Raw genomic sequence first — 23,875 nt, 5'->3', positions numbered from 1 at the left:
GGTTACGCGGGCCCCTGCGATGCTCGACGGGCTTCGGTGAACCGCGCGTAGCGCTCGTACCGCTCCACCCGGCGCCGGTTGGCGCGGCGGAAGCGGCGGGCTACCAGGCGGGCCAGGTCGGCGGCGCCGACCATGCCGGCCTCGGGGCCGAGCTGTGCGCGGGTGATGCGGGCCTCGGGGCGGTAGCCGCGGCCGGTGAGGTGGCGCTTGAAGGCGTCCCGGGCGGGGCCGATCAGCAGGTCGTCGGCGGCCGAGACACCGCCGCCGATCACGAAGCAGGACGGGTCCAGGGCGGCCGCGAGGTTGGCGATGCCGACGCCGAGCCACTGGCCGATGTCCTGGAGCAGCTCGATGCACATCGCGTCGCCGTCGCGCGCCAGCTCGGTGATCATCGGGCCGGTGATGTCGCCGATCTGGCCCTTGACATGCTCGATGATCCCGTACGCCACCGGGGAGTCGGCGACGGCCAGCTCCTTGGCTTCGCGCACCAGGGCGTTGCCGGAGCTGTACTGCTCCCAGCAGCCGCGGTTGCCGCAGGGGCAGCGGTGGCCGCCGGGCACGACCTGCATATGGCCGAACTCGCCGGCGACGCCGTACTTGCCGCGCTTGACCTGGCCGTCCTCCAGGATCGCGCCGCCGATGCCGGTGCCCAGCGTGATCATGACGAGGTGGTCCTCGCCGCGGCCGGCGCCGAAGCGCCACTCGGCCCAGGCGGCGGAGTTGGCGTCGTTGTCGACCAGGACGGGCACGGCGAGCCGGCCGGCGAGGCGGTCGCGCAGCGGCTCGTTGCGCCAGGACAGGTGGGGGGCGAACAGGACGCGGTTGCGGTCGGCGTCGACCCAGCCGGCCGCGCCGATGCCGACGGCGTGCACGTCGTGGCGGTCGGACAGGTCCAGGACGAGCTCGACGATGGTGTCCTCGACGACCTGCGGGCTCTTGGACTTGTCCGGGGTCTCCGTGCGGAGCTTCTCCAGGATGTTGCCGTCGGCGTCCACGACGCCCGCCATCACCTTGGTGCCGCCGATGTCGATGCCCACGGTGGGGACACGGGGCGCCGACAGATGCGAGCGGCGCTCTCTCGGGCCCACGGTGCGCAGCGCCGCCGCGCGGCGGGAGCCGATGGGGGCGCTGCCCGTCCGGGCGGGGAAGGCGAGGTCGCGGTAGGTGCTCATCACGGCCGATTCTGCCTCACCGTCGGGGTGGATGCCGTACAGGGTGACAAGGGGTGGTGTACGCCATGCGCCGTCCGCGGGCCGGGTGCGACCGGTCGCACGTTTCCCCGCGTCCCTCCGGGCACCCACCCCTGATGGTCGTCGCATTGTCCGGACATTGCTACGTACCGGCTGGTCTATCGCGCCTGTTCAGGAGCGTCGGTTGCGGCGTTCATGACCGGACGAGCAGCTGGAACTCGAAGGAGTACCGCGACGGGCGGTACGTGTGCGTGCCGTACTCCACCGCCCGTCCCGTGTCGTCGAACGTCACGCGCTGCATCGTGAGCAGCGGGGCGCCCTCCTCCTCGGCGAGGCGTTCCGCCTCGGCGGCGGTGGCGGCGCGGGCCCCGATGGTCTGGCGGGCGCTGTGCAGGGTGATGCCGGCGGAGCGCATCAGGCGGTAGAGGCCGGTCGCCTCCAGCTGCGCGGTCGCCAGGTCGATCAGGCCGGGCGGCAGGAAGTTGCACAGGTACGCCATCGGCTCGCCGTGCGCGAGGCGCAGCCGTTCGACGCGGTGTACGTCGCTGTCCTCGGTCACCCCGAGCGCTGCCGCGACCTCGGCGGATGCCGGGACGACGGTGTTGACGATCACCCTGGTCGCCGGTCGCTGCCCGGCCGACTCCAGGTCGTCGTAGAGGCTGCTGAGTTCCAGCGGGCGCTTGACCTGGCTGTGCACGACCTGTGTGCCGACGCCCCGGCGACGCACCAGCAGGCCCTTGTCGACCAGGGACTGGATGGCCTGGCGGACCGTGGGCCGGGACAGACCGAGGCGGGCGGCGAGCTCGATCTCGTTGCCCAACAGGCTGCCGGGGGTGAGCGCTCCGTGCTCGATCGCGGCTTCGAGCTGCTGGGACAGCTGGAAGTACAGGGGCACCGGACTGCTCCGGTCCACGCTCAGCTCGAGTTCCACGGTCGGGTCCACTTCTGGTTTCGGCACGGGCCGACTGTAGCTCTACGCGTTGTTGACGGGAAGTCGTGTAGTTTGATTGTCCGGACATTTGCATTGACAGCGTACGCACTGAACCCTCACTTTGTTGCCATGCGCATCGGGGTCATCGGTACGGGCCGCATCGGCACCATCCACGCGAACACGCTCAGCCGCCATCGCGACGTCGGCTCGCTGATCCTCACGGACGCGGACACCTCGCGGGCCCAGGAGCTGGCGCACCGGCTCGGCGAGACGGCCGCGCCGGGAGTGGACGAGATTTTCAGGTGGGGCGTGGACGCGGTGGTGATCACCACCGCGACGTCGGCCCACGCCGAACTGATCGGCCGCGCCGCTCGGTCCGGGCTGCCGGTCTTCTGCGAGAAGCCGATAGCCCTCGATCTGCCGGGCACCCTGCTGGCGATCGGCGAGGTGGAGACCGCCGGGACGATTCTTCAGATGGGCTTCCAGCGCCGCTTCGACGCGGGCTACGCGGGCGCGCGTGAGGCGGTACGGTCCGGTCGGCTCGGGCGGCTGCACACGGTGCGGGCGCTGACCAGCGACCAGGCGCCGCCGCCGGCCGCCTGGCTGCCGGTGTCCGGCGGGCTGTACCGGGACACGCTGATCCATGACTTCGACGTGCTGCGCTGGGTGACCGGGCGCGAGGTCGTCGACGTGTACGCGGCCGGGTCGGACGCCGGGCCCGCGATGTTCCGTGAGGCGGGCGACGTGGACACCGCCGCGGTGCTGCTCACCCTGGACGACGGCACGCTCGCCACGGCCACGGCGACCCGGTTGAACGGCGCCGGCTACGACGTGCGCATGGAGCTGGCCGGGGAGCTCGACCAGATCGTGGTCGGCCTGGACGACCGTACGCCGATCGCGTCCACCGAGCCGACGGGTCCGCCCGCGGCGGACAAGCCGTGGGGCGGGTTCCTCGAACGGTTCGGCCCGGCCTACGAGGCGGAGCTGAACGCGTTCGTGGAGGTGGTGCGCGGCGAGCGGGCCAACCCCTGCGACGGCCGGGAGGCCCTTCAGGCGCTACGGATCTCGGAGGCCTGCGAACTGTCGAGACACGAACGAAGACCGGTCGCACTCGGCGAACTCCCGGGCGGAACCCAGGCCGCGGCGCTGTAGTCGGGACGCGGGCCGCAGCCCTGCATGCCGCAGCGCGGCATGAGCGGCCCGCGCCCCGCACCACGCCCGTCCGCCCGCGCCACTACCGGCGCACGCGCACCCCGCAGACAGACGAACAGCCGAGACACGAACGAAGACCGCACGCACCCGGCCGCCCCCCGCACGGCACACAAGCCACAGCCCTGTAGGCGGGACGCGGGCCGCACCCCTGCAAGCGCCACACAAGCCGCAGCGCCCCCGCGAGCGGCCCGCGCGCCCGCACCACCACCGCCCCCGCCACGGGCCGCCCGGACCACCACCGCCCCTGCCGCGGGCCGCCGGCGGCGCCCCGCGGCTACCACCGCACCGGCAGGCTCCGCACCCCCCGTATCAGCATCCCCGGCAGCCACTCCCCCGGTGGGCCGTCCGGTGCCAGGCCGGGGGCGCGGTCCAGGAGGGAGCGCAGGGCCGTGCGGGCCTCCAGGCGGGCCAGGGGGGCGCCCAGGCAGAAGTGGATGCCGTGCCCGAAGGCGAGGTGGCCCCGGGTGTCCCGGCGGATGTCGAAGGTGTCCGGGGCGGCATAGCGGGCGGCGTCCCGGTTGGCCGCCGTGAGACCGACCATCACCGCCTCGCCCTGCTCGACGGATGTGCCCGCGATCTCCAGGGGCTCGGCGGCATACCGGAACGTCGCCGTCTCCACCGGTCCCTCGTGGCGCAGCATCTCCTCGACCGCGCCGTCCAGGAGGGTCATGTCGGCGCGCAGGGCGGCGAGTTGGTCCGGGTGGGTGAGCAGGGCGTGGACGCCGCCGGTGATGAGGTGGACCGTCGTCTCGTGGCCGGCGATCAGCAGGATGAAGGCCATGCCCCGCAGTTCGTCCGGGGAGAGCCGGTCGCCGTCCTCGGCGGTGGTGCGGATCAGGTCGCTCAGCAGGTCGCCGGTGGGCCCGGCGCACCGCTTGTCCTCGATCAGGTCGGTGAAGTACGCACCGAGGCGGGTGAAGGCGTCGACCTCGTTGCCCGGACCGGTCGGCGCGATCGCCTCGGTCGACATCCTGCGGAACTCCGCGCGGTCCATCTCGGGCACCCCGAGCAGCTCGCAGATGACGGTGAGCGGCAGCGGGTGGGCGAGCGACTCGACGAGGTCGGCGCGGCCCCGCGGGAGCATCGCGTCGAGCAGGTCGTCGGTGATCTGCTGGATCCTCGGCCGCAGCTCTTCGACGCGGCGCATGGTGAAGGAGCGCGCGATGAGCCCGCGCAGCCGGGTGTGCTGGGGCGGATCGGTGGCCAGCAGGTTCTTCCCGATCATCACCTCCTCCAGCGACTTCAGGCCGATCTTGGCGCCGTCCTTGGACAGCCGCGGATCGGCGAGCGCCGCGCGGGCCTCCTCATGTCCGACGACGAGCCAGACCTCGGAAGCCCAGTCGGGCAGCCGGACCCGGTGGACCGGACCCTGCTCGCGCAGACGCGCGTACACAGGATGCGGATTCACCCGGAACCCGTCTCCGAACTCCCCCAGGTCGATCGCTTCCGCCATGAAGCTCCCCCCTCGCACCCCGTTTCCCCCACCACACCGTCAACGCACGGCCGTTCCGACTAGTGCCCGCCGTCCTCGAGTTCCTCCAGGAGCCCCGCGTCGTACGCCAACAGGGCGATCTGGACACGGTTGTTGAGGTCGAGCTTGGCGAGGACGCGGGAGACGTGGGTCTTGACGGTGGCGACGCTCATGAAGAGCGTCGCGGCGATCTCGGCGTTGGACAGTCCCCGGCCCACCGCGACGGCGACCTCGCGCTCACGGTCGTTGAGGCCGGTGAGCCGCTCACGCGCGCGCGTGCGGCGGGTGTCGGCGGCGGAACCGGCCGCGTGGTCCATCAACTGGCGTGTGACGGTGGGCGACAGGACCGGGTCGCCGGCCGCGACGCGGCGCACCGCCGCGACGATCTCGGCGGGCGGGGTGTCCTTGAGCACGAAGCCCGCGGCGCCGGCCCGCAGGGCGCGCAGCACCTGGTCGTCCGCGTGGAAGGTGGTCAGCAGCACGACCTGCGGGGCGTCCTTCCTGCCGCGCAGCCGCTCCGTGGCGGTGAGGCCGTCGACGGTCGGCATCCGGATGTCCATCAGGACCACGTCCGGCCGGGTGCGGTCGACCAGCGCCTCGACCTCGGCGCCGTCGGCCGCCTCGCCGACGATCTCGATGTCCTCGGCGCCGCCCAGCATGAAGGACAGGCCCGCCCTGACCAACGGGTCGTCGTCGACGAGGAGGAGTCTGATCGCAGTCATGGGCCCCACGTAATCACGGTTGTACGGCGTCCAGGTGCCGGATCGTGCGCAGTGCCCGGCGGGCGCGGCACGGCGGTGGGCGTCATCCCCACGGCAGCCGGCCCCGCACCTCGAACCCGCCGGCGGCGGTCGGCCCGTGTTCCAGCAGGCCGCCCGCCAGCGTCGCCCTCTCGGTCAGGCCGATCAGGCCCTGTCCGGACCCGGGCACATGCGGCACGGGCCCCTCGGGGGCGGGATTGCGGACCACGACGGACAGCCCCTCGCCGGGCGCCCCGGTCACGGCGACCGTGACCTCGGCGCCGGGCGCGTGCTTGCGGGCGTTGGTCAGGCCCTCCTGGGCGATGCGGTAGGCGGTGCGGCCGACCGAGGCGGGCACGGCGGCGGGGTCGGTGACGCGCTGGTCGAGGGTGACCTTCATGCCGGCCTCGCGGGACTCGGTGACCAGTGCCTCCAGCGCGGCGAGGGTCGGCTGCGGGCGGCCCGAGTCGTCGGGCTCGTCCGCCCGCAGTACGCCGATGATCTCCCGCAGGTCCTGGAGGGCCTCGTGGGCGCTCTCCCGGATCACACCGGCCGCCCGCTGGATCTCCTCGCTGGGCGCGTCGGGCCGGAACTCCAGCGCCCCGGCGTGCACGCTGAGCAGCGTCAGCCGGTGCGCGAGGACGTCGTGCATCTCGCGGGCGATGGCCTCACGGGCGAGCCGCTGCGCCTGTTCGGCACGCAGCCGTGCCTCGGTCTCGGCGCGTCGGGCGCTGTCGCGCAGGCTCAGCAGGAGCTGTCGCTTGGACCGTACGAACATGCCCCAGCCGACGATCGCCCCCGTCAGCAGCACGCCGAAGACCAACGCCCAGACGTACGGCACGTCGGGGTCGGGACGCAGCCAGAAGAACAGCGGAATCAGCGCCACGTCCGCCAGGGCCACCCAGGCGACGTACCGGAAGGGCCGGTGCACGGCGAGCGTGAAGAGGGCGACGACGCCCGCGCCGCCGGCGGTGTTCGAGATGAACCCGATCGGGACCATCGCGACGGCGAGCCCGACCGGCCAGCGTCGCCGCAGCCACACGGCGGCGCACGAGAGGGCGCCCAGCACCTGGTCGAGGACGGCGTAGCCCTGCGGCAGGTCCTCGCTGCGCAGGGTGTCGGCGGCCAGCAGTCCGATGAACACGGCCAGTACGAAGCAGGAGAAGTCGACCACCCAGTCGCGTACGGTCCGCCGGGTCCGCCCGGCGCGGTCCGGGTCCGGGTCGAACTCCTTGATCAGGGCGGAGGGCAGCAGCCAGCGTCGCCCCGCGAACGCCTGGGGCTCGTACACCTGCTTGTCACCACTCACGGTCGACAAATCTACGCAGTGCGGGACCCCGCCGCGTCTGCTCCGGCGTGGCCGGCTACCAAAGTCGCGCCACTGTCGACTTAGGTCGCGCCCAGCCGCCCGGAACGTGGACTTCCGTCGGCCATGGCTCGCCCCGCGGTCTCTTGGCGTGGGGGGTGCCGCGGGGCGAGAGTCATGGCATGAAGCAACTGCTGGAGATCCTCGGATTCATCGCCCTCGTGCAGGGCATCGCGGGCCTGGTGCACGAGTTCACCGACTGGCACTGGGGACTTGTCCAGCGGGTCGGTTTCCTCGACGGCTTCGAGATCTACGCGAGCGTCGCTCTGCTCGTGCTGGCGTTCGCGCTGTTCGCCGCCGCCGAGAGCCGGAAGTCCGGCTGAGGTCGGACCGGACTCCCGGCTGGTCGCGCCGTTCCTGGGCGTCGACCGTGGTCGGGGTTTCAGCAGCCGTAGTCGACCAGGTCGAACGACTCGTAGTGGTCGGCCGTGTAGTAGTCCTCCTGGTTCTCCTCACCGGTGACGATCCGGCGAGCGCCGCGCGTGGAGGAACCAGGCGTCTTCACCGTGTACTCGTGGTAGTACCCGGACTGCTGGCTCGGCAGGATGCCTTCCCGGTTCTGGAAGACGGTGCCGTCCTGTTCGTAGGGGTAGGGGCCGCCCTGCTCGATCAGTTCGAGCGTGTCGTACGCCTGGGAGGGCAGGTCGCTGTAACAGATGCTGCCCACCGCGGCCGCGGCCGGAGTGGCGGTGACGGTACCGCCGACGAGGAGGGCGGACAGGACGGCGGCTGCCGCACCGATACGTGTGATTCGTGGGGGGAATCTCATGCCTTCATGATGACGCGCGTAGACAGTGGCATGTCAATGTCAAGACGGGAGATTTTCCCTTCGAGTCCGATGAGTTCTCGGGAAGTTAACGTGCGTCCCGGCGTTCTCACCCGATCTCCATCAGGCCGGGCGAGAACACCGCGACCGACGTTCACGCGTCCTCGGGGAGCCCGAAGGTGCCGTATTCCGGGCGGCCCGCGAGGTCGTAGGTGTTGATGGCGACACCGCTGGCCGTGCTGCTGCCGCCGGCGTGCGTGAACCGGGTGGGTACGGCCCCCTCCGTGAAGAGGCGGTGACCCGTGCCGAGCACGACCGGGAAGGTCAGCAGGTGGAGCGTGTCGACGAGGCCGAGGGCCAGCAGGGACCTGACCAGCGCACCGCTGCCGTGCACCTGGAGCTCGCCGTCGGTGCGCTCCTTGAGGGCGGTGACCTCCTTGGCGAGATCGCCGCCGAGCACCGTGGTGCCGGCCCATCCGGGGTCGGTCAACGTGGCCGAGGGGACGTACTTCGGCAGGGCGTTGAGCTTGGAGGCGACCGGGTCGCCGGGATCGGTCACCTTGGGCCAGAACGAGGCGAAGATGTCGTACGTACGGCGCCCGAGGAGGAAGGCGGCCGGGCGGGCGAAGACCTCGTTGATGAACCGACCGAAGTCGTCGTCGGCGTAGGGGAAGACCCAGCCGCCCTGCTCGAAGCCGCCGCGGGTGTCCTCCTCCGTACCGCCGGGCGCCTGGTACACGCCGTCGAGCGTGACGAAGAGGGTGGAGACGAGCTTGCCCATGAGGAGTGCCTCTTTTCCGGGGTGGCGTCTGTTGTCATCACCTCAGACCCCACCGGCGCCCGCAACTCATCGGCGGGCGGGGCACCGCGTCAGCCGGCGTTCGTCGAGAACAGGCCGCCCGTCGGTCCCTGCTTGTCGCCGCCCTGGGACTTCCTGAGCGCGTTGGCGAGGCTCTCGATGGTGAGGGACTGGAGGATGACGCGGCCGCTGCCCTCCAGGGTCGCGAGGGAGAGGCCCTCGCCGCCGAAGACGGCGTTCATCAGGCCCTGGCGGTCGAGGCCGCCGACGCGCTGGACGCCGTACCGGATGCCCTCCTCGAAGGCGACGACACAGCCGGTGTCGACCTCGATCCGGCCGCCGAAGTCGGCCGGGTCCAGGTCGATGAAGTTCCCGGCGCCCGCGATGATCACCGTGCCGCGGCCGGTGAACTTCTCCAGGACGAACCCCTCGCCGCCCTTCATGCCGGTCCTGCCGCCCTGGAAGGCGATGCCGAAGTCGACGGTGGACTCGGCGGCGACGAAGGCGTCCTTCTCGGCGAACCACGCGCGCGTGCCGTCGAGCTCCAGCGCCCGCATCTCACCGGGCAGCACGCCCGCGAAGCCGACCGTGCCCTCGCCGCCCCGGGCGGTGAAGTACTGGAACGCCATCGACTCGCCCGCGAGGGCACGCTGGCCGACCTGCATGGCGGTGCCCATGGCCTGGCGCAGCATGCCGCCCATGCCGCCGCCGGACGACTGCTGACCGCTGCCGCCGGAGGGGCCGGTCAGACGCGTCTCCATGGCCACATCGGTGGTCTTGAACAGGAACTTTCCCGCCTCGCAGTACACCGTCTGTCCGGGCTGGAGGCTGACGACCACCATCTGCATGGCGTTGCCGACGATCTCTTGCTGAAGGGTCACATCCGGAGAACGACGGATGCGGAGCAAAGAGTTCCGCTCCTGCGGCCGACCAGGTGACCGTTCGCCGCCAGCATCGGCGCCCGCACGGAGCTGGGATGGACGCATGACAACGCATCTCGAACCCACGACGGGTATTCACGGAACTCTGCACGGAAAGGTCGCCCTGGTCACCGGCGGCAGCCGCGGGATCGGCGCGGCCACGGCGGTGCGGCTCGCGCGGGAGGGCGCGGACGTCGCCGTGACCTACGTGCACGGCAAGGAGGCGGCCGAGGAGGTCGTAGGGGCCGTCCAGGCGCTGGGGCGGCGGGCCGTCGCCCTGCGGGCCGACGCCGGTGACGCGGACGAGGCCGAGGCCGTGGTGGAGCGTACGGCTCAGACGCTCGGCGGCCTGGACGTGCTGGTGAACAACGCCGGGATCGGCGTGCTGGGGCCGCTGGAGGGCCTCGCGCTCACGGACGTGGACCGGGTCCTCGCCGTGAACGTCCGGGGCGTCTTCCTGGCCTCCCGGGCGGCGGCCGCCCGCATGGGCGCCGGCGGCAGGATCATCACGATCGGCAGTTGCATGGCCCAGCGCGTGCCCGGTCCCGGCGGGACGCTCTACGCGACCAGCAAGTCGGCCCTGATCGGCCTGACGAAGGCCCTGGCGCGGGAGCTGGGCGCGCGCGGGATCACGGCGAACATCGTGCATCCCGGTCCCATCGACACGGACATGAATCCGGCGGACGGCCCGTTCGCGCCGGGCCAGGCGCAGCTGACCGCGCTGGGCCGTTTCGGTACGGCGGACGAGGTGGCGTCGATCGTGGCGTACCTGGCCGGGGCCCAGTACGTCACGGGCGCGGAGTTCTCGGTGGACGGCGGGCACGCGGCGTAGCGCCGACGGGCGGGGTGGCGGCGCCGGTCGCTGTGCCCCTGGACCGGGACCGGCCCTGACCGAACCTCGCCCCGAGGCGGCGCCGGAGCCTAGGGCTGAGTCCCGTCCACCCCGGCCCGCTCCGCCTGGAGGTCCCGCTGCTGCGCGTCGTCCGCCGCCGTCGCCGTCGCGTGGGCGTCGGCGAATCCGCGGAGGACGGCGAGCAGCTCGTCGCGCGCGGCCAGCCCCTCGGCGCCGGGCAGGGACAGCGCCTCGCGCAGGGCGTCCCGCAGCGTGGCCCGGACACGGGGCCAGGGGCCGGCGACGGGCTGCGTGCTGCCCAGGTACCGGGTGAGGGCGCCGATCGCGTGGACCGTGCCGCCGTCCAGCCCCTCGGTCCGGTCTCCGACCAGTGACGTGGTGAAACGGAGGGCGGTCGCGGTGGCCTCGGGAAGCGTCACCGTCACCGTGCCGATGGCGTCCAGCCCCGCGATCAGCGCGGTGACCCGGGCGGTCTGCTCGGGACGAACAAGGTGGGCCGACAACGCGTCCAGCGCCCGTCGAATCTCCCCCACCTCCACCAGAGGCAGGGTCACGGCGACGTCCCGCGGCGGCCCGGCCCCCTCGGAGTCGTCCCACGGCGGCCACCTTCCGAGGTGCGGGCTCCAGCCCGCCACGTCGAACTCGTCGCCCCCGCGGGGAGCGCGGCCGGGCGCGGCTTCCGTGCGCCCGTAGCCGTCCTCGGCGAGGAAGCGGTCGATCTCGTCCCACGTGGGTGCCTCGCCGCCGGACGGGAGGCGCAGTGCCGACCACCCGTGCGCGAAGGTGATGACGACCTGCCAGGGACGGCCTTCCTCCAGCCGTGCGCGGCCCGGTTGTCTCCCCGCCAGTCCCACCATGGTGTCCTCCCTCAGGCCAGTCCGCTGTGCACCCGGTGCAGATAGCTGAAGTCGTGGTCGGTGCGGGCCCTGGCCAGCGGGCGGATCTCCCGGGTGGCGACGTTCAGGGCGTAGCCCCCGACCGTGCCGAGCAGCCAGCCGAGGTCCGGCAGCAGCAGGGCACCGCCGGCCGCGGCGGCCAGCGCGACCGACACCGTGACGGAGCGGTGCACCCAGGCCATACGGCTGCCGCGGCGTGCGGCGCGGTAGTCCTCGACCGCCTCGGAGAGCTCCACGCGCAACTGGGCGAAGACGTCGGCCGGATGCTCGTAGTCGCGGCGCAGGTCGCCCAGCATGCGGTGCAGCGCGCGCATCAGGCGACGGCGCTCGTCGGCGTACCTCTCCCGGAAGACGAGGACGTCCTCGGTCGCGGTGTCCGGCGCGGGGACGGGCAGCAGCCGGCCCAGTTCCATCTCCCAAGCCAAGCAGCCGGTCGGCGACGTCGGGCGCAGGCTGTTGCGGTAGGCGTCCTCGCTGTCCGTGTACGGGAAGAGGGCGAGGTCCGTGGTGGCGGCGAGCTCACGGGCCAGCACGCCGACGACAAGGCTCTGGACCTCCTTGGATACGGAGAGTTCCGCTCTCAGGTTCCAGGGCACCAGGTTGGCCGCCAGCCTCAGCTCCAGCAGCAGTTGCTGGAGCTCGTAGGTGATCTTCGATGTGAAGAGCACCGCTTCGGGCGGCGAGGTGGGCCGGGGCGGATCCGGGCGGGCCGCGATCCGCTGGAGCTCGCGGGTCAGCAGGGACCAGTTCTGGCCGGCGTGGGGCGAGGGTCCGTACCGGTCCAGGACATCGAGTGTCTCCGGCGTGAAGGTGAGCGGCCGGTACAGCTCACGCTCTTCCAGGCGCCGCAGTTCGGTGCCGACGAGCGCCTCGTACACCCTGGGGTCACGGGGCACGACCGAGGCGAGACCGTCCCAGTAGAGCAAGGCCTGGTGGACGACCTCGGTGGGCGGATTCACCGTCGGGTAGTACAGCAGCACGCCCATCCACGCCCCCTGGACCCTCTACGTCAACCAGGGCAACGATAGCGAGGCGCACCGGAGTTGGGGCCCCGGTGCGCCATCGGCGTCAGCCGCCCAGCTCCTGGTGCCGAGCCGTCAGGCCCGCCGTGCCCTGCTCGGTGAGCGAACCGTGCAGACGGAGGCGGGAGATGCCGCCGTCCGGGAAGATGTCCACGCGCGCGTGCGTGCCGACGGCGGGGGTCGGCAGGACGAAGCGGTGGTTGGTGTCGGGCTGGAGGCGGGTGCGCGGGAGGATCTCCGTCCACTCGCCGGTGTCGCCGTCCTTCACCGACACCGAGGCCCAGCCCGCGCTGTTGCCCTTCAGATACGCCGTGTCGATCTCGATCGCGCGGATCTGGGACTGCGCCGCCAGTCGGTAGCTGATCCAGTCGTTGCCCTGGTCGCGGCGCCGGCGGGTCTCCCAGCCGTCGTCCATCTTGCGGGAGCGGCCCGGCTGGATGGTGTTGGTGGCGGGCGAGTAGAAGAGGTTGGAGGCGTTCTCGACCTGGCCGCCGTTCTCCAGGGCGATCACGTCGAAGGTGCCGAGCACCGACAGCCACGCGGGGTCGGGCACGACCTCGCCGTACACGCGCAGGCGCGCGATGCCTCCGTCGGGGTGCTGGTTGACCCGGAGGTGGGTGAAGCGCTGCTCGGCGGAGACCGCGAAGCCGTTCGCGGCGTGGCCGCCGACCGGCGTGCGCGGGACCAGAGTCGTCCACTTCACGTCGTCGCCGAGCAGTTCCTCGGGGGAGGGCGAACCCGGCACGGACGCGCCCTGCACCGAGACCGCCTGCGGGTAGTTGCCGCGGAAGTGGGCGGTGTCGACGACGATCCCCCGGATCACGCCGGGCGCGCCGAGGCGCACCAGCGCCCAGTCGTGATCCTCTGCGGTCGGCCAGGGGTGCTCGGCCGAGGCACCGCGGCGGCGCCGGGTCTCCCAGCCGTCCATGATCTTGCCCTTGTGCCCGAAGTGCTCGGGGTCGAACTCGGCCCGCTCGGGTACCAGCAGGTTCTCGCGCTGGGCGAAGAACTCGTCGTTGGCGGCGATGACTCCGGCGCCCAGCCGGCGGTCGGCGAGGTCGGCGTACTGGGTGAACGGGAAGTCGGCGGTGCGGTAGTCCGCGTAGGGGTCGCCGCCGCCGTAGGGGTTCGCGTCGCCGGTGAAGCTCGGTATCGCCGTCACGGTGATCAGGTCTGCCTTTCGAGGTCGATGGGTGGGAGTCAGACGGTCCGGGTGAGCAGTCGCCCCTTCGGGTCGGTGAACTCTCCGTCCGCGACGATGCGTTCGCCGCGCAGCCAGGTGGACTTCACTACGCCGTACAGGGTCTTGCCCGCGTACGCCGTCACACGGTTGCGGTGCTGGAGGGCGGCCGGGTCCACGGTGAAGGTCGCGTCCGGCGCGAGGACGGCGAAGTCGGCGTCACGGCCGGCCTCGATGGCGCCCTTCTGGTCCAGTCCGACCAGCTGGGCGGTCCGCGCGGACATCCAGCGGACCACGTCCTCCAGGCCGTACCCGCGCTTGCGCGCCTCCGTCCATACGGCGGCCAGGCTCAGCTGGAGTCCGGAGATACCGCCCCAGGCGGTGGCGAAGTCGTCGGTCTTCAGGTCGGCCGTGGAGGGCGAGTGGTCGGTGACCACGCAGTCGATCGTGCCGTCGGCCAGGGCCTGCCACAGCAGGTCCTGGTTGGCCGACTCACGGATGGGCGGGCAGCACTTGAACTCGCTGGCGCCGTCCGGGACTTCCTCGGCGGTGAGGGTGAGGTAGTGCGGGCAGGTCTCGACGGTGATCCGTACGCCTTCCCGCCTGGCCTCGGCGATCAGCGGCAAGGCGTCGGACGACGACAGGTGCAGGACGTGCACGCGCGCGTCGAGGCGTTTCGCCTGGGCGATCAGCTGGGCGATGGCGGTGTCCTCGGCGTCGCGCGGGCGCGAGGCGAGGAAGTCGGCGTACTTGGGGCCGCCGTGCTGCGGGGCGGCGGCGAGATGGTGCGGGTCCTCGGCGTGCACGATCAGCAGGCCGCCGAAGGAGGCGATCTCGGCCAGCGACTGCGCGAGTCGGTCCTGGTCCAGGTGCGGGAACTCGTCGACGCCGGACGGCGACAGGAAGGCCTTGAAGCCGAAGACGCCGGACTCGTGCAGCGCGCGCAGGTCCTTGACATTGTCGGGCAGCGCGCCGCCCCAGAAGCCGACGTCGATGTGCGCCTTGTCGCGGGCGACGTCCTGCTTGGTACGGAGGTTGTCGACCGTCGTGGTCGGCGGCAGGGAGTTGAGCGGCATGTCGACGAGGGTGGTGATGCCGCCGGCCGCGGCGGCGCGGGTGGCGGTCCAAAAGCCCTCCCACTCGGTGCGGCCGGGGTCGTTGACGTGCACGTGCGTGTCGACCAGACCGGGCAGCAGGACGTCGTCGCCGAGGTCCTCCAGCCGGGCGCCGGACGGGACTTCGGCGTCGTATCCGAGTACGGCCGTGATCTTGCCGGCGGACACGGTGACCGAGGCGGCCCGCGTCCCCTCCGGGGTGATGACGCGCGTCGAGCGCAGCACCAGTTCAGCGTCGGACACCCGGACCCCTCTCTGCCGCACTTTGTTTCCGCTCTCACGGAATTCAACGTTCTGTTGAAGGAGTCTCGTCTCCCGTTCCGGCGCCGTCAAGGGCACACTTCTCCACAGTGCACCCGCTCGACACTCTCTGGACGTTTCCACAAAGCGGAATTACAATTCCAGCAGGCAGAACGTAGCTATGCACAAGCAGGGAGTCGACCGACCCACGGGTAGGCTTCTGGCCTCCCACCGGTCCCGAAAGGAACGCGCCGTGCCGACGTCCAGCGCCAGCACCACCGAGTCCGCCAAGTCCAACGGCGGCGGGGTCCAGTCCCTCGAGCGCGCCTTCGATCTGCTGGAACGGATGGCGGACGCGGGTGGCGAGGTCGGCCTGAGCGAGCTGTCCGCCAGCAGCGGACTGCCGCTGCCCACCATCCACCGCCTGATGCGCACCCTGGTGGCCTGCGGATACGTACGCCAGCAGCCCAACCGCCGCTACGCCCTGGGCCCCCGTCTGATCCGCCTCGGCGAGTCCGCCTCCCGGCTGCTCGGCACCTGGGCCCGGCCCTACCTCGCCCGCCTCGTCGAGGAGACCGGCGAGACGGCGAACATGGCCCTGCTCGACGGCGACGAGATCGTCTACGTCGCCCAGGTGCCCTCCAAGCACTCGATGCGCATGTTCACCGAGGTCGGCCGCCGCGTGCTGCCGCACTCCACGGGCGTCGGCAAGGCCCTGCTCGCCTCGTTCCCGCCGGAGGAGGTGCGCGCCCTGCTGGCCCGCACGGGGATGCCCGCGGCCACGGAGAAGACGATCACGACGGCGGACGGCTTCCTCGCGGCGCTGGAGGACGTACGGCGCAACGGCTACGCGGTCGACGACAACGAGCAGGAGGTCGGGGTGCGCTGCCTCGCGGTCTCCGTCCCCGACTCCCCCACCGCCGCGGCGATCTCCATCTCGGGTCCGGCGGGACGGGTCACCGAGGCGCTGACGGACAAAATCGTGCCGGTGCTCCAGCAGGTCGCCGACGAACTCTCCGAGGCACTGGCCACCCAGAACCAGGCCTGACGCCGGTGCAGCGCCGGCCGGCGCGGTACACGGACCGGCACGGATCCGAGGAGATCGTCCTGGAGTCCGACGGCCGGGAGTCGATCCGCACGACGATCAGGGGCGTCCGCTTCGAGGGCTCCTCGATGGACTCGCTCGGCGCGCTGACCGGCGAGCCGCCGTTCGACGCGATGTTCACCTTCCTCGACGGTGACCTGTGCGCCTGCCTCCTGGAGTGGGGCCTGACCATGCCGGTCGAGGTGGAGGGACAGGGCGAGCGCGTCGCCACGCTGCACTGCGCGCTGCGGCTCGGGAACCCGAGGACCGACACCGGCGGCCTGGACGAGGAGCACCTGACGCTCACGCTGGGCCTCGACGGGCGCGAATACCGCACCACGCATCCCACGTACGACTTCGAGGACGGGCTGCACGAGATCGCGCTCGCGCTGCCCCGGGACACCCGGCTCAAGGCGTGCGTCTCGTGCGCCTGGTCCGACTACCACCCGGTAGGACACGGGTTGATGAGCCAACTGGCCTGCTTCCGTGACGCCAAGGACGTCTACCGGCGGTGCGACGGCAAGCACGGCCCGCACGGCATCCTCACGATCTGGCCGCGGCTCACCGAGTTCGTCCAGGAGACCTGGCTGTGCGACCAGTTCGAGCAGCGGACGTCCACCTGGGGCTACCGCAGCCCGTTCCCGTACCGCACACGGTCCTGACCTTGGGCTTCTCCTAGCCGCGCGGCTCCCCGAACATCTCCACCGCGTCACGCACCTGTGTGAGCCCCGGCGACAGCGCGCTCACCGACCCGATCGCCCCCGCGATCAGCAGCAGCGACCTGCGCAGCCGGGGGGTCTCCGGCGCTCCCGAGATCACCATCGCGGCCAGCGCCGCGAGTTCGTCCTCGGCGATGCCCCGGTCCGGGAACTCGGCCGGGTGCGCGGCGAGTTCGCGGCGCAGACGGGACACGGCCGTCCGCAGTTCCGCCACCCTTGGGTCCTCGTCGCTGCCCGTCACCGGCCTCTGCCCCAAGCTCCGCAACAATGCTCTCCCCCTCGCACGCCGTTGTGCGCCAGTAGTCGCGCATTCCCCGCCGAGCACCCCTGGCGTAGCTCGGGCGCCGGGGACGCGGGTCAGTAAACGCCACCCGATGCCGAAGCGCCACCACGCGGACGGAAATTCAGTCGTTGGAAGTCAGGCACGCGCGCGGGTGTCAGGTATGCAGGACGCATGACTGACAAGGAAGCCTCCCCGGTCGCCGGTCTGCTCCTCGCGGCTGGCGGTGGACGACGACTCGGCGGACGACCGAAGGCCCTGCTGCGGCACCGTGGCCGGCCGCTGGTGGAACACGCCGTCGGGGTGCTGCGCGCGGCCGGCTGCGCCCGCGTGCACGTGGTGCTGGGCGCCCGAGCCGCCGCCGTACGGGAGCAGGCGGAGCTCGGGGACTGCGTCCTGGTGGAGAACCCTCACTGGGCCGACGGAATGGGCTCGTCCCTGCGCGCGGGGCTCGATTCGCTCGCCGGTACCGGAGCGCGGGCCGCGCTCGTCTCGCTCGTCGACCAGCCCGGCATCGGGCCGGAGGCGGTCGCGCGCGTACGCGCCGCCTACGAGGGCGAGTCGTCACTGGCCTCGGCCGCCTACGAAGGGGTACGCGGGCATCCCGTGCTGTTCGGTGCCGCCCACTGGGCCGGCATCGCGGCGACCGCCACCGGCGACCGGGGGGCACGCGTCTATCTGAAGGAACACCAGGAGGCGGTCAGGCTCGTCGAGTGCGGGGATGTGGCCCAGCCCTACGACATCGACACGGAGGCCGATCTCGCCCACCTTGAGTGAGGGTGGTGGCACCCGGAGCCACCTTGCCTCGACCCAGAGAATCTCGACGTCAACAAACCATTGAACTTCCACTATGAGGAAACTAGTATCCACTGATCAGAAGCGCCTGTCCGCTCCACGGGCGCCGACCGCCGTACCCGGGAAGACTGGCACCCGGTGCCAGAAGCTCGACAGTTCGTCCACGTAGCTCGCTGAAGGAAGTGACAGCTCATGTCCGCACCAGCGCCGTCCCCGCTGGCCATCGTCGACGCCGAGCCCCTGCCCCGGCAGGAGGAGGTCCTCACGGAGGCGGCCCTCGCCTTCGTCGCCGAGCTGCACCGGCGGTTCACGCCCCGGCGTGCCGAACTGCTCGCCCGCCGCGCGGAGCGCCGCGCCGAGATCGCCCGGACGTCCACGCTGGACTTCCTCCCGGAGACCGCCGCGATCCGCGCGGACGACTCGTGGTCGGTGGCCCCGTGCCCGCCCGCGCTCCAGGACCGCCGGGTCGAGATCACCGGCCCCACCGACCGTAAGATGACCATCAACGCCCTCAACTCGGGCGCGAAGGTCTGGCTCGCCGACTTCGAGGACGCCTCCGCGCCCACCTGGGAGAACGTCGTCCTCGGCCAGCTCAACCTGATCGACGCGTACACCGGGAACATCGACTTCACCGACCCGAGGTCCGGCAAGTCGTACGCCCTCAAGGACGCCGACGAGCTCGCCACCGTCGTGATGCGCCCGCGCGGCTGGCACCTGAACGAGCGCCACCTCCAGGTCGACGGTGAGCCGGTCCCCGGCGCCTTCGTCGACTTCGGCCTGTACTTCTTCCACAACGCCCAGCGGCTGCTCGACCTCGGCAAGGGCCCGTACTTCTACCTTCCGAAGACGGAGTCCCACCTGGAAGCGCGCCTGTGGAACGACGTGTTCGTCTTCGCGCAGGACTACGTCGGCATCCCGCAGGGCACCGTCCGCGCGACCGTCCTGATCGAGACGATCACGGCGGCGTACGAGATGGAGGAGATCCTCTACGAACTGCGCGACCACGCCTCGGGGTTGAACGCCGGCCGCTGGGACTACCTGTTCTCCATCGTCAAGAACTTCCGTGACGGCGGCGCCAAGTTCGTGCTGCCGGACCGCAACGCGGTCACGATGACGGCCCCGTTCATGCGCGCGTACACCGAACTCCTCGTCCGCACCTGCCACAAGCGCGGCGCGCACGCGATCGGCGGTATGGCGGCCTTCATCCCGTCCCGGCGGGACGCCGAGGTCAACAAGGTGGCCTTCGAGAAGGTCCGCGCCGACAAGGACCGCGAGGCCGGTGACGGCTTCGACGGCTCCTGGGTGGCCCACCCCGACCTGGTCCCGATCGCCATGGAGTCCTTCGACAAGGTGCTCGGCGACAAGCCGAACCAGAAGGACCGCCTGCGCGAGGACGTCTCCGTCCGGGCCGCCGACCTGATCGCCATCGACTCGCTGGACGCCAAGCCGACGTACCCGGGCCTGGTCAACGCCGTCCAGGTCGGCATCCGCTACATCGAGGCGTGGCTGCGCGGCCTGGGCGCGGTCGCCATCTTCAACCTCATGGAGGACGCGGCCACCGCCGAGATCTCCCGCTCCCAGATCTGGCAGTGGATCAACGCGGGCGTCCAGTTCGAGAACGGCGAGCACGCCACCCCGGAGCTGGCCCGCAAGGTCGCCGCCGAGGAGCTGGCGAACATCCGCGCCGAGATCGGCGAGGAGGCCCTCGCGGCCGGCCACTGGCAGCAGGCGCACGACCTGCTGCTTGAGGTCTCCCTCGACGAGGACTACGCGGACTTCCTGACGCTGCCCGCCTACGAGCAGCTCAGGGGCTGATCTAATCCTGCGCAGGCTTGTCCGAGTGGCCCAGGGACTTTTCCGGGGCCACTCGGTCGCGTACGGCCTGCTTGACCGCCGTGGGCTCGGGGAAGCCCTGCTCCCGGCGGTCCCAGACCACCTCGTCGTCCACGCGCACGACGAACACCCCGCCTCTGCCCGGCTTCAGGGCCAGCTCGGACAGCTCCGCCTCGAAGGTGGTGAGCAGTTCCTGCGCCAGCCAGGCAGCGCGCGGCAGCCACTTGCACTGGGTGCAGTACTCGATCTCGACACGGCCACTCATCCGAGGTGCACCGACCAATCCTGTTCCGCGGCCGGCTTGCCATGCAGGTCGGGCACCTGCTTCAGCCACCTCGGCCGGCCTTCCTGCGACCTCGCCGCCCGCTGGGCCTCCTCGGCGGCGAGTTCCTCCCGGCTGGGGAAGTCGGTGGGGAGCCAGACGGAGGACGCCCGCACGCGCGCGTGCAGATGGGCGACATACGCCTCGCGGGCCGCGTCCGGCGTCTCGAAGCTGGGCTCCGCGGCCAGCCAGGCGTCCGGCACCTCCGCCACGATCCCGCGCAGCAGTTCCTCGGTCACCCTGGGCGCCAGCTCCGCGTCGGCGGCGCGCATGTCGGGGCCGTAGTGGCCGAGGGCGTGATGGCGGAAGTCGTAGGTCTTCTCGGGGTCGGAGCCGTCCCAGCGGTGGTGGAAGATCAGGGCCGCCCCGTGGTCGATCAGCCACAGCCGTGGCGGTACGGTGCCGAGCGTCGGCCAGATCATCAGGTTCGAGCTGTGGACCGTGCGGTCGACGTTCGCCGTCAGGGCGTCCAGCCAGACGATCCGGCCGGCCTCCAGCGGGTCGACACGGAAGCTCTTCGCCACCTCGGGGGTGAAGTCCCGGGCGCCCGGCAGAAAGTCCATGCCGAGGTTGACGCCCGCGCTCGCGGCGTGCAGTTCGCGCACCTCCTGGTGCGGCTCACCTTCCGCGACGGCGGGGTCGAAATGCACCAGGACCAGCTCGGGGAAGCGCAGCCCCAGGGCACGGGCCAGCTCCCCGACGATCACCTCGGCGACCAGCGCCTTGCGGCCCTGCGCGGAGCCGGTGAACTTCACGACGTAGGTGCCGTCGTCGTCGGCCTCGACGATTCCGGGCACGGAGCCGCCGGAGTGCAAGGGGGCGACGTAGCGGACGGCGGTGACCTCTCTCAGCACTTGCGCAGGTCACCTGCCTCTCCTCGGCGATGCCGGCCTCCGGCACGAAGAAAGCATAGTAACCGAGCGTGACATCGGACCACGACTGCTTTTCCGGGGACCGAGATGCGCTGAGTCGGTCGGCGTCATCGGGGTACGCGTCCAGGACCCCCGGAACGAAGCTCGTTTTGGACAAAGTCCAGAAGTTGCCGATGTCGCGCCAGCGGGTTTGACTTGCTGGGGTGGGCGAAGCGACCTGGAATCGGCTCAGGACGGAGGACGCTCATGACTCAGGAGCCCCAGACGGCCCCGTACACCACCAACAACTCCGGCATCCCGGTGGAGAGCGACGAGCACTCGCTCACCGTGGGTGCGGACGGTCCCATTCTGCTCCAGGACCACTACCTGATCGAGAAGATGGCCCAGTTCAACCGGGAACGGGTCCCCGAACGCGTCGTGCACGCCAAAGGCAGCGGAGCGTACGGGTTCTTCGAAGTGACCAACGACGTCAGCCAGTTCACCAAGGCTGACCTGTTCCAGCCGGGCAAGCGCACCCAGATGCTGGCCCGGTTCTCGACCGTCGCCGGTGAGCAGGGCTCACCGGACACCTGGCGCGACCCGCGCGGGTTCGCCCTGAAGTTCTACACCGAACAGGGCAACTACGACCTGGTCGGCAACAACACACCGATCTTCTTCGTGCGCGACACGATCAAGTTCCAGGACTTCATCCGCTCCCAGAAGCGCCACCCGATGACCGGGCTGCGCAGCAACGACATGCAGTGGGACTTCTGGACCCTGTCCCCCGAGTCCGCGCACCAGGTGACGTGGCTGATGGGCGACCGGGGTATCCCGAAGACCTACCGCCATATGAACGGCTACTCGTCGCACACCTACATGTGGATCAACGGCGGCGGCGAGCGGTTCTGGGTGAAGTACCACTTCAAGACCGACCAGGGCATCGACTTCCTCACCCAGGAGGAGGCCGACGAGCTGGCCGGGGCGGACGCGGACAAGCACCGCCGTGACCTGTTCGACGCGATCGAGTCCGGGAACGCGCCGAGCTGGACCCTGAAGGTCCAGATCATGCCGTTCGAGGACGCCGCGGACTACCGGTTCAACCCGTTCGACCTCACCAAGGTGTGGCCGCACGGCGACTACCCGCTGATCGACGTCGGCCGGATGGTCCTCGACACCAACCCCGAGGACTACTTCGTCCACATCGAGCAGGCCGCGTTCGAGCCCTCCAACATGGTGCCCGGCATCGGCCCGTCACCGGACAAGATGCTGCTGGGCCGGCTGTTCTCCTACCCGGACACCCACCGGTACCGGATCGGCCCGAACTACGCCCAGCTCCCGCCGAACCGGCCGCACGCGCCGGTGAACTCCTACGCCAAGGACGGCCCCATGCGGTACGCCCCCTCCAGGGCGGCGATGCCGTACGCGCCGAACTCCTACGGCGGACCGGACGCCGACTTCGGCCGCTTCGGCGACCCCGCGAGCTGGCACACCGCCGGTGAGCTGGTCCGCGAGGCGACCAAGCGGCATGCCGAGGACGACGACTGGGGCCAGGCCGGGACGATGGTCCGCGAGGTCCTGGACGACGCGGCGCGGGACCGGCTGGTCTCCAACGTCAGCGGCCACCTCCTCCAGGGTGTGAGCCGGCCCGTCGTCGACCGGGCCATCCAGTACTGGCGGAACATCGACAAGAACATCGGCGACCGGGTCGCCGCCCAGGTCAACGGCGGGTGAGGCCGCCGCCGCGTGACGCCGGCGGCGAAGGCGGCCGCCGGCGTCACGCGCGCAGCAATGGATTGGGCAGCGGCAGATAGCGGGCGTCCGCGCCGTCCGCGCCCGTCCAGCGCAGCAGCAGATTGGTCTTGCCGGGAAGGGTCGGCGACGCCAGCAGCGCCGGGATCTCGGGAAGGCCGTGGCGGGCCAGCTCGCGGCGCACGGCCGGCCACGGGTCCAGACCCGGGTGGTGTTCCGCGAGGGCGCCGGCGATCTCCACGAGGTGGTTGACGACCAGGCAGTACACCAGCCGCTCCCAGCCGGCCGCCCGGGACACGTCCGGGAGCAGCTTGACCCCCTCGGCGTCCCGGAACAGCGCCTGCACGGGCAGGCCGTCGGTGTCCACGGCGACCAGCACGTTCTGAAGGTGCGCTTCGAGTACGACGCCGTGGTCGGCGAAGGCGGCGAGGGCCGGCGGGACGACCTGGGCGAGGTACGCCCGCCACCATGCCGCCGGGTCCCGGGCGCCGTGCAGCGGGCTTCCCTCGAAGCCCTCGACCAGCCCGGCGGCGAGCAGCGGCGTCGCTCCGGGCAGCACGCTGTCCCGCAGTCCGTCGCGGACCAGGACGGCCAGTTCCTCGAAGGCGAAGTCGGCGGTGCGGTAGCCGCGGTCGGCGAGCCAGGCGGCCGGCCCGTCGAGCGCGGCGAGGGCGGTGGCCGTGAGCGAGTCCGTACGGCGCAGTTTCAGCAGGTCGTGACGCCACAGCCGGCGGATGTCATTGGTGATGCGCACATCCAGGCTGAACTTGAGGAACAGGTCACGTGCGGGGGCGTACAGGGTGCGGATCGCCGCCGTCGGCCAGGCGTCGAAGTCCGTGGTGCCGAGCCGCAGCAGCCTGCCGTCGGCGAAGGCGTCCGCGAGCGCCGGACCGACCAGGTCCAGCTGCCAGGGGTGCGCGGGCAGCAGCCGGTAGCCGGGCGGGGCCTCGCCGAGGGCGTCCAGGGCGGAGGTGTCGCCCTCCTCGACGACGGCGTCCTCGCGCAGGCCGAGCAGCGTCAGCGGGAAGCGGGCGTGTGCCTCGGGGGCGTACGGCAGCCAGGTCGCGACCGGGCCGCCGCCGCGCGCCTTGGGAGCGGGGTGATAGGGGTGGCCGGTGAGCAGGGACTGCTCGGAGCGCAGATAGGGGTCGTCCGGCGGCGTCGCACGCGCGCGTGCCGTGAGCAGGGCGGCCAGCGCGTCCCGGCTGTCGAGGATCTCGGCGGGCAGCTCGTGGTTGGGCGAGCCGGTGTGCCGACGCAGCTCGTCGGCGACGAGTTTGACGAGTTCGGCATGCCCGATGCGCTGCCAGGCGCCGTCCCTGCGCACCTCGGGCTCGGCGGGCCGCCGCTCGCCGAGGACGCGCAGCAGACGGCCCGAGCCGCGCAGCCGGTACACCCGCCGCTCGCCCTCCGGGGGCCGGTGCGGTTCGGCGATCTCGCGCAACAGGCAGTTGAGCAGGGGCGCGACGGAGTGGGCGTCGGCGCGTTCCGCGACATCGGCGGCGGGCGGAGGGTTGAGGTGCACGCGATCCACTCGTTCT

General features: G+C 71.5%; 24 protein-coding genes. 8 read left to right on the top strand and 16 right to left on the bottom strand.

Features of this window, described 5'->3' with window-relative positions:
• Positions 1–2: 2 nt before the first annotated feature.
• Both ACIQWG_RS29640 and ACIQWG_RS29635 read right to left on the bottom strand, forming a co-directional pair.
• Entirely contained in the window at positions 3–1,172 is a 1,170-nt protein-coding gene (locus ACIQWG_RS29640) for an ROK family glucokinase (RefSeq protein WP_404101223.1), read from the bottom strand.
• Positions 1,173–1,383: 211 nt separating this feature from the next.
• The gene (locus ACIQWG_RS29635; protein WP_404101824.1) at positions 1,384–2,121 is read right to left on the bottom strand and encodes a GntR family transcriptional regulator; all 738 of its coding nucleotides are present in this window, start codon (positions 2,119–2,121) and stop codon (positions 1,384–1,386) included.
• A gap of 129 nt (positions 2,122–2,250) precedes the next feature.
• On the opposite strand from ACIQWG_RS29635, the gene ACIQWG_RS29630 reads away from it, so the two are divergent.
• Positions 2,251–3,273 carry a Gfo/Idh/MocA family oxidoreductase gene (locus ACIQWG_RS29630; RefSeq protein ID WP_404101222.1) on the top strand — a complete coding sequence of 341 codons (1,023 nt, stop codon included), beginning with the start codon at positions 2,251–2,253 and terminating at the stop codon, positions 3,271–3,273.
• A gap of 334 nt (positions 3,274–3,607) precedes the next feature.
• On the opposite strand, the gene ACIQWG_RS29625 is transcribed toward ACIQWG_RS29630, so the two are convergent.
• From ACIQWG_RS29625 to ACIQWG_RS29615, 3 genes are all read right to left on the bottom strand, one after another.
• Complete coding sequence (locus ACIQWG_RS29625) at positions 3,608–4,786, bottom strand: cytochrome P450 (RefSeq protein WP_404101221.1); 1,179 nt, start codon at positions 4,784–4,786, stop codon at positions 3,608–3,610.
• A gap of 59 nt (positions 4,787–4,845) precedes the next feature.
• Entirely contained in the window at positions 4,846–5,526 is a 681-nt protein-coding gene (locus ACIQWG_RS29620; protein WP_404101220.1) for a response regulator, read from the bottom strand.
• An 82-nt stretch (positions 5,527–5,608) separates the two neighbouring features.
• A complete protein-coding gene (locus ACIQWG_RS29615; protein ID WP_404101219.1) occupies positions 5,609–6,853 on the bottom strand; it encodes a sensor histidine kinase in 1,245 nt (414 codons plus the stop codon).
• A 179-nt stretch (positions 6,854–7,032) separates the two neighbouring features.
• Between ACIQWG_RS29615 and ACIQWG_RS29610 the strand changes: the two genes are divergently transcribed.
• A complete protein-coding gene (locus tag ACIQWG_RS29610; RefSeq protein ID WP_404101218.1) occupies positions 7,033–7,233 on the top strand; it encodes a hypothetical protein in 201 nt (66 codons plus the stop codon).
• Between the two features lie 59 nt (positions 7,234–7,292).
• Here ACIQWG_RS29610 and ACIQWG_RS29605 read toward each other — a convergent pair whose 3' ends face one another.
• The 3 genes from ACIQWG_RS29605 to ACIQWG_RS29595 form a co-directional block, all read right to left on the bottom strand.
• Positions 7,293–7,679, bottom strand: a complete 387-nt coding sequence (locus ACIQWG_RS29605; RefSeq protein ID WP_404101217.1) for a ribonuclease domain-containing protein — start codon at positions 7,677–7,679, stop codon at positions 7,293–7,295.
• A 151-nt stretch (positions 7,680–7,830) separates the two neighbouring features.
• Positions 7,831–8,457: a dihydrofolate reductase family protein gene (locus ACIQWG_RS29600; protein ID WP_404101216.1), complete on the bottom strand. Its 627-nt coding sequence runs from the start codon at positions 8,455–8,457 to the stop codon at positions 7,831–7,833.
• Positions 8,458–8,546: 89 nt separating this feature from the next.
• Positions 8,547–9,356 (bottom strand): AIM24 family protein, encoded by an 810-nt coding sequence (locus ACIQWG_RS29595; protein WP_404101215.1) that lies wholly within the window; start codon positions 9,354–9,356, stop codon positions 8,547–8,549.
• Positions 9,357–9,459: 103 nt separating this feature from the next.
• Between ACIQWG_RS29595 and ACIQWG_RS29590 the strand changes: the two genes are divergently transcribed.
• Positions 9,460–10,227, top strand: a complete 768-nt coding sequence (locus ACIQWG_RS29590) for an SDR family oxidoreductase (RefSeq protein WP_404101214.1) — start codon at positions 9,460–9,462, stop codon at positions 10,225–10,227.
• Between the two features lie 89 nt (positions 10,228–10,316).
• On the opposite strand, the gene ACIQWG_RS29585 is transcribed toward ACIQWG_RS29590, so the two are convergent.
• The 4 genes from ACIQWG_RS29585 to allB form a co-directional block, all read right to left on the bottom strand.
• Positions 10,317–11,105 carry a hypothetical protein gene (locus ACIQWG_RS29585; protein WP_404101213.1) on the bottom strand — a complete coding sequence of 263 codons (789 nt, stop codon included), beginning with the start codon at positions 11,103–11,105 and terminating at the stop codon, positions 10,317–10,319.
• Between the two features lie 11 nt (positions 11,106–11,116).
• A complete protein-coding gene (locus ACIQWG_RS29580; protein ID WP_404101212.1) occupies positions 11,117–12,130 on the bottom strand; it encodes a DUF6236 family protein in 1,014 nt (337 codons plus the stop codon).
• A gap of 82 nt (positions 12,131–12,212) precedes the next feature.
• Positions 12,213–13,328 (bottom strand): allantoicase, encoded by a 1,116-nt coding sequence (gene alc, locus ACIQWG_RS29575; protein WP_404101211.1) that lies wholly within the window; start codon positions 13,326–13,328, stop codon positions 12,213–12,215.
• A gap of 38 nt (positions 13,329–13,366) precedes the next feature.
• The gene (gene allB, locus ACIQWG_RS29570; protein WP_404101210.1) at positions 13,367–14,704 is read right to left on the bottom strand and encodes an allantoinase AllB; all 1,338 of its coding nucleotides are present in this window, start codon (positions 14,702–14,704) and stop codon (positions 13,367–13,369) included.
• A gap of 250 nt (positions 14,705–14,954) precedes the next feature.
• Between allB and ACIQWG_RS29565 the strand changes: the two genes are divergently transcribed.
• Both ACIQWG_RS29565 and ACIQWG_RS29560 read left to right on the top strand, forming a co-directional pair.
• Positions 14,955–15,749: an IclR family transcriptional regulator gene (locus ACIQWG_RS29565; RefSeq protein WP_404101209.1), complete on the top strand. Its 795-nt coding sequence runs from the start codon at positions 14,955–14,957 to the stop codon at positions 15,747–15,749.
• A 5-nt stretch (positions 15,750–15,754) separates the two neighbouring features.
• Positions 15,755–16,447, top strand: a complete 693-nt coding sequence (locus ACIQWG_RS29560; RefSeq protein WP_404101208.1) for a DUF6304 family protein — start codon at positions 15,755–15,757, stop codon at positions 16,445–16,447.
• Positions 16,448–16,460: 13 nt separating this feature from the next.
• On the opposite strand, the gene ACIQWG_RS29555 is transcribed toward ACIQWG_RS29560, so the two are convergent.
• Positions 16,461–16,772: a DUF5955 family protein gene (locus ACIQWG_RS29555; RefSeq protein ID WP_404101207.1), complete on the bottom strand. Its 312-nt coding sequence runs from the start codon at positions 16,770–16,772 to the stop codon at positions 16,461–16,463.
• Positions 16,773–16,958: 186 nt separating this feature from the next.
• On the opposite strand from ACIQWG_RS29555, the gene ACIQWG_RS29550 reads away from it, so the two are divergent.
• Both ACIQWG_RS29550 and aceB read left to right on the top strand, forming a co-directional pair.
• Complete coding sequence (locus ACIQWG_RS29550) at positions 16,959–17,561, top strand: NTP transferase domain-containing protein (RefSeq protein WP_404101206.1); 603 nt, start codon at positions 16,959–16,961, stop codon at positions 17,559–17,561.
• Positions 17,562–17,771: 210 nt separating this feature from the next.
• Entirely contained in the window at positions 17,772–19,394 is a 1,623-nt protein-coding gene (gene aceB, locus ACIQWG_RS29545; protein WP_404101205.1) for a malate synthase A, read from the top strand.
• A 1-nt stretch (position 19,395) separates the two neighbouring features.
• Here aceB and ACIQWG_RS29540 read toward each other — a convergent pair whose 3' ends face one another.
• On the bottom strand, positions 19,396–19,677 hold the full coding sequence (locus ACIQWG_RS29540) for a SelT/SelW/SelH family protein (protein ID WP_404101204.1): 282 nt from the start codon (positions 19,675–19,677) through the stop codon (positions 19,396–19,398).
• On the bottom strand, positions 19,674–20,588 hold the full coding sequence (locus ACIQWG_RS29535; protein ID WP_404101203.1) for a HipA family kinase: 915 nt from the start codon (positions 20,586–20,588) through the stop codon (positions 19,674–19,676). The genes ACIQWG_RS29540 and ACIQWG_RS29535 overlap by 4 nt, the downstream gene beginning before the upstream one ends.
• A gap of 264 nt (positions 20,589–20,852) precedes the next feature.
• Between ACIQWG_RS29535 and ACIQWG_RS29530 the strand changes: the two genes are divergently transcribed.
• Positions 20,853–22,316: a catalase gene (locus tag ACIQWG_RS29530; protein WP_404101202.1), complete on the top strand. Its 1,464-nt coding sequence runs from the start codon at positions 20,853–20,855 to the stop codon at positions 22,314–22,316.
• A 43-nt stretch (positions 22,317–22,359) separates the two neighbouring features.
• On the opposite strand, the gene ACIQWG_RS29525 is transcribed toward ACIQWG_RS29530, so the two are convergent.
• The gene (locus ACIQWG_RS29525) at positions 22,360–23,868 is read right to left on the bottom strand and encodes an IucA/IucC family protein (RefSeq protein ID WP_404101201.1); all 1,509 of its coding nucleotides are present in this window, start codon (positions 23,866–23,868) and stop codon (positions 22,360–22,362) included.
• Between the last annotated feature and the right edge of the window lie 7 nt (positions 23,869–23,875).

The sequence above is a fragment of the Streptomyces sp. NPDC098781 genome (assembly GCF_044759995.1).
Classification (GTDB): Bacteria; Actinomycetota; Actinomycetes; order Streptomycetales; family Streptomycetaceae; genus Streptomyces.
This window is presented reverse-complemented; position numbering and strand designations above follow the sequence as displayed.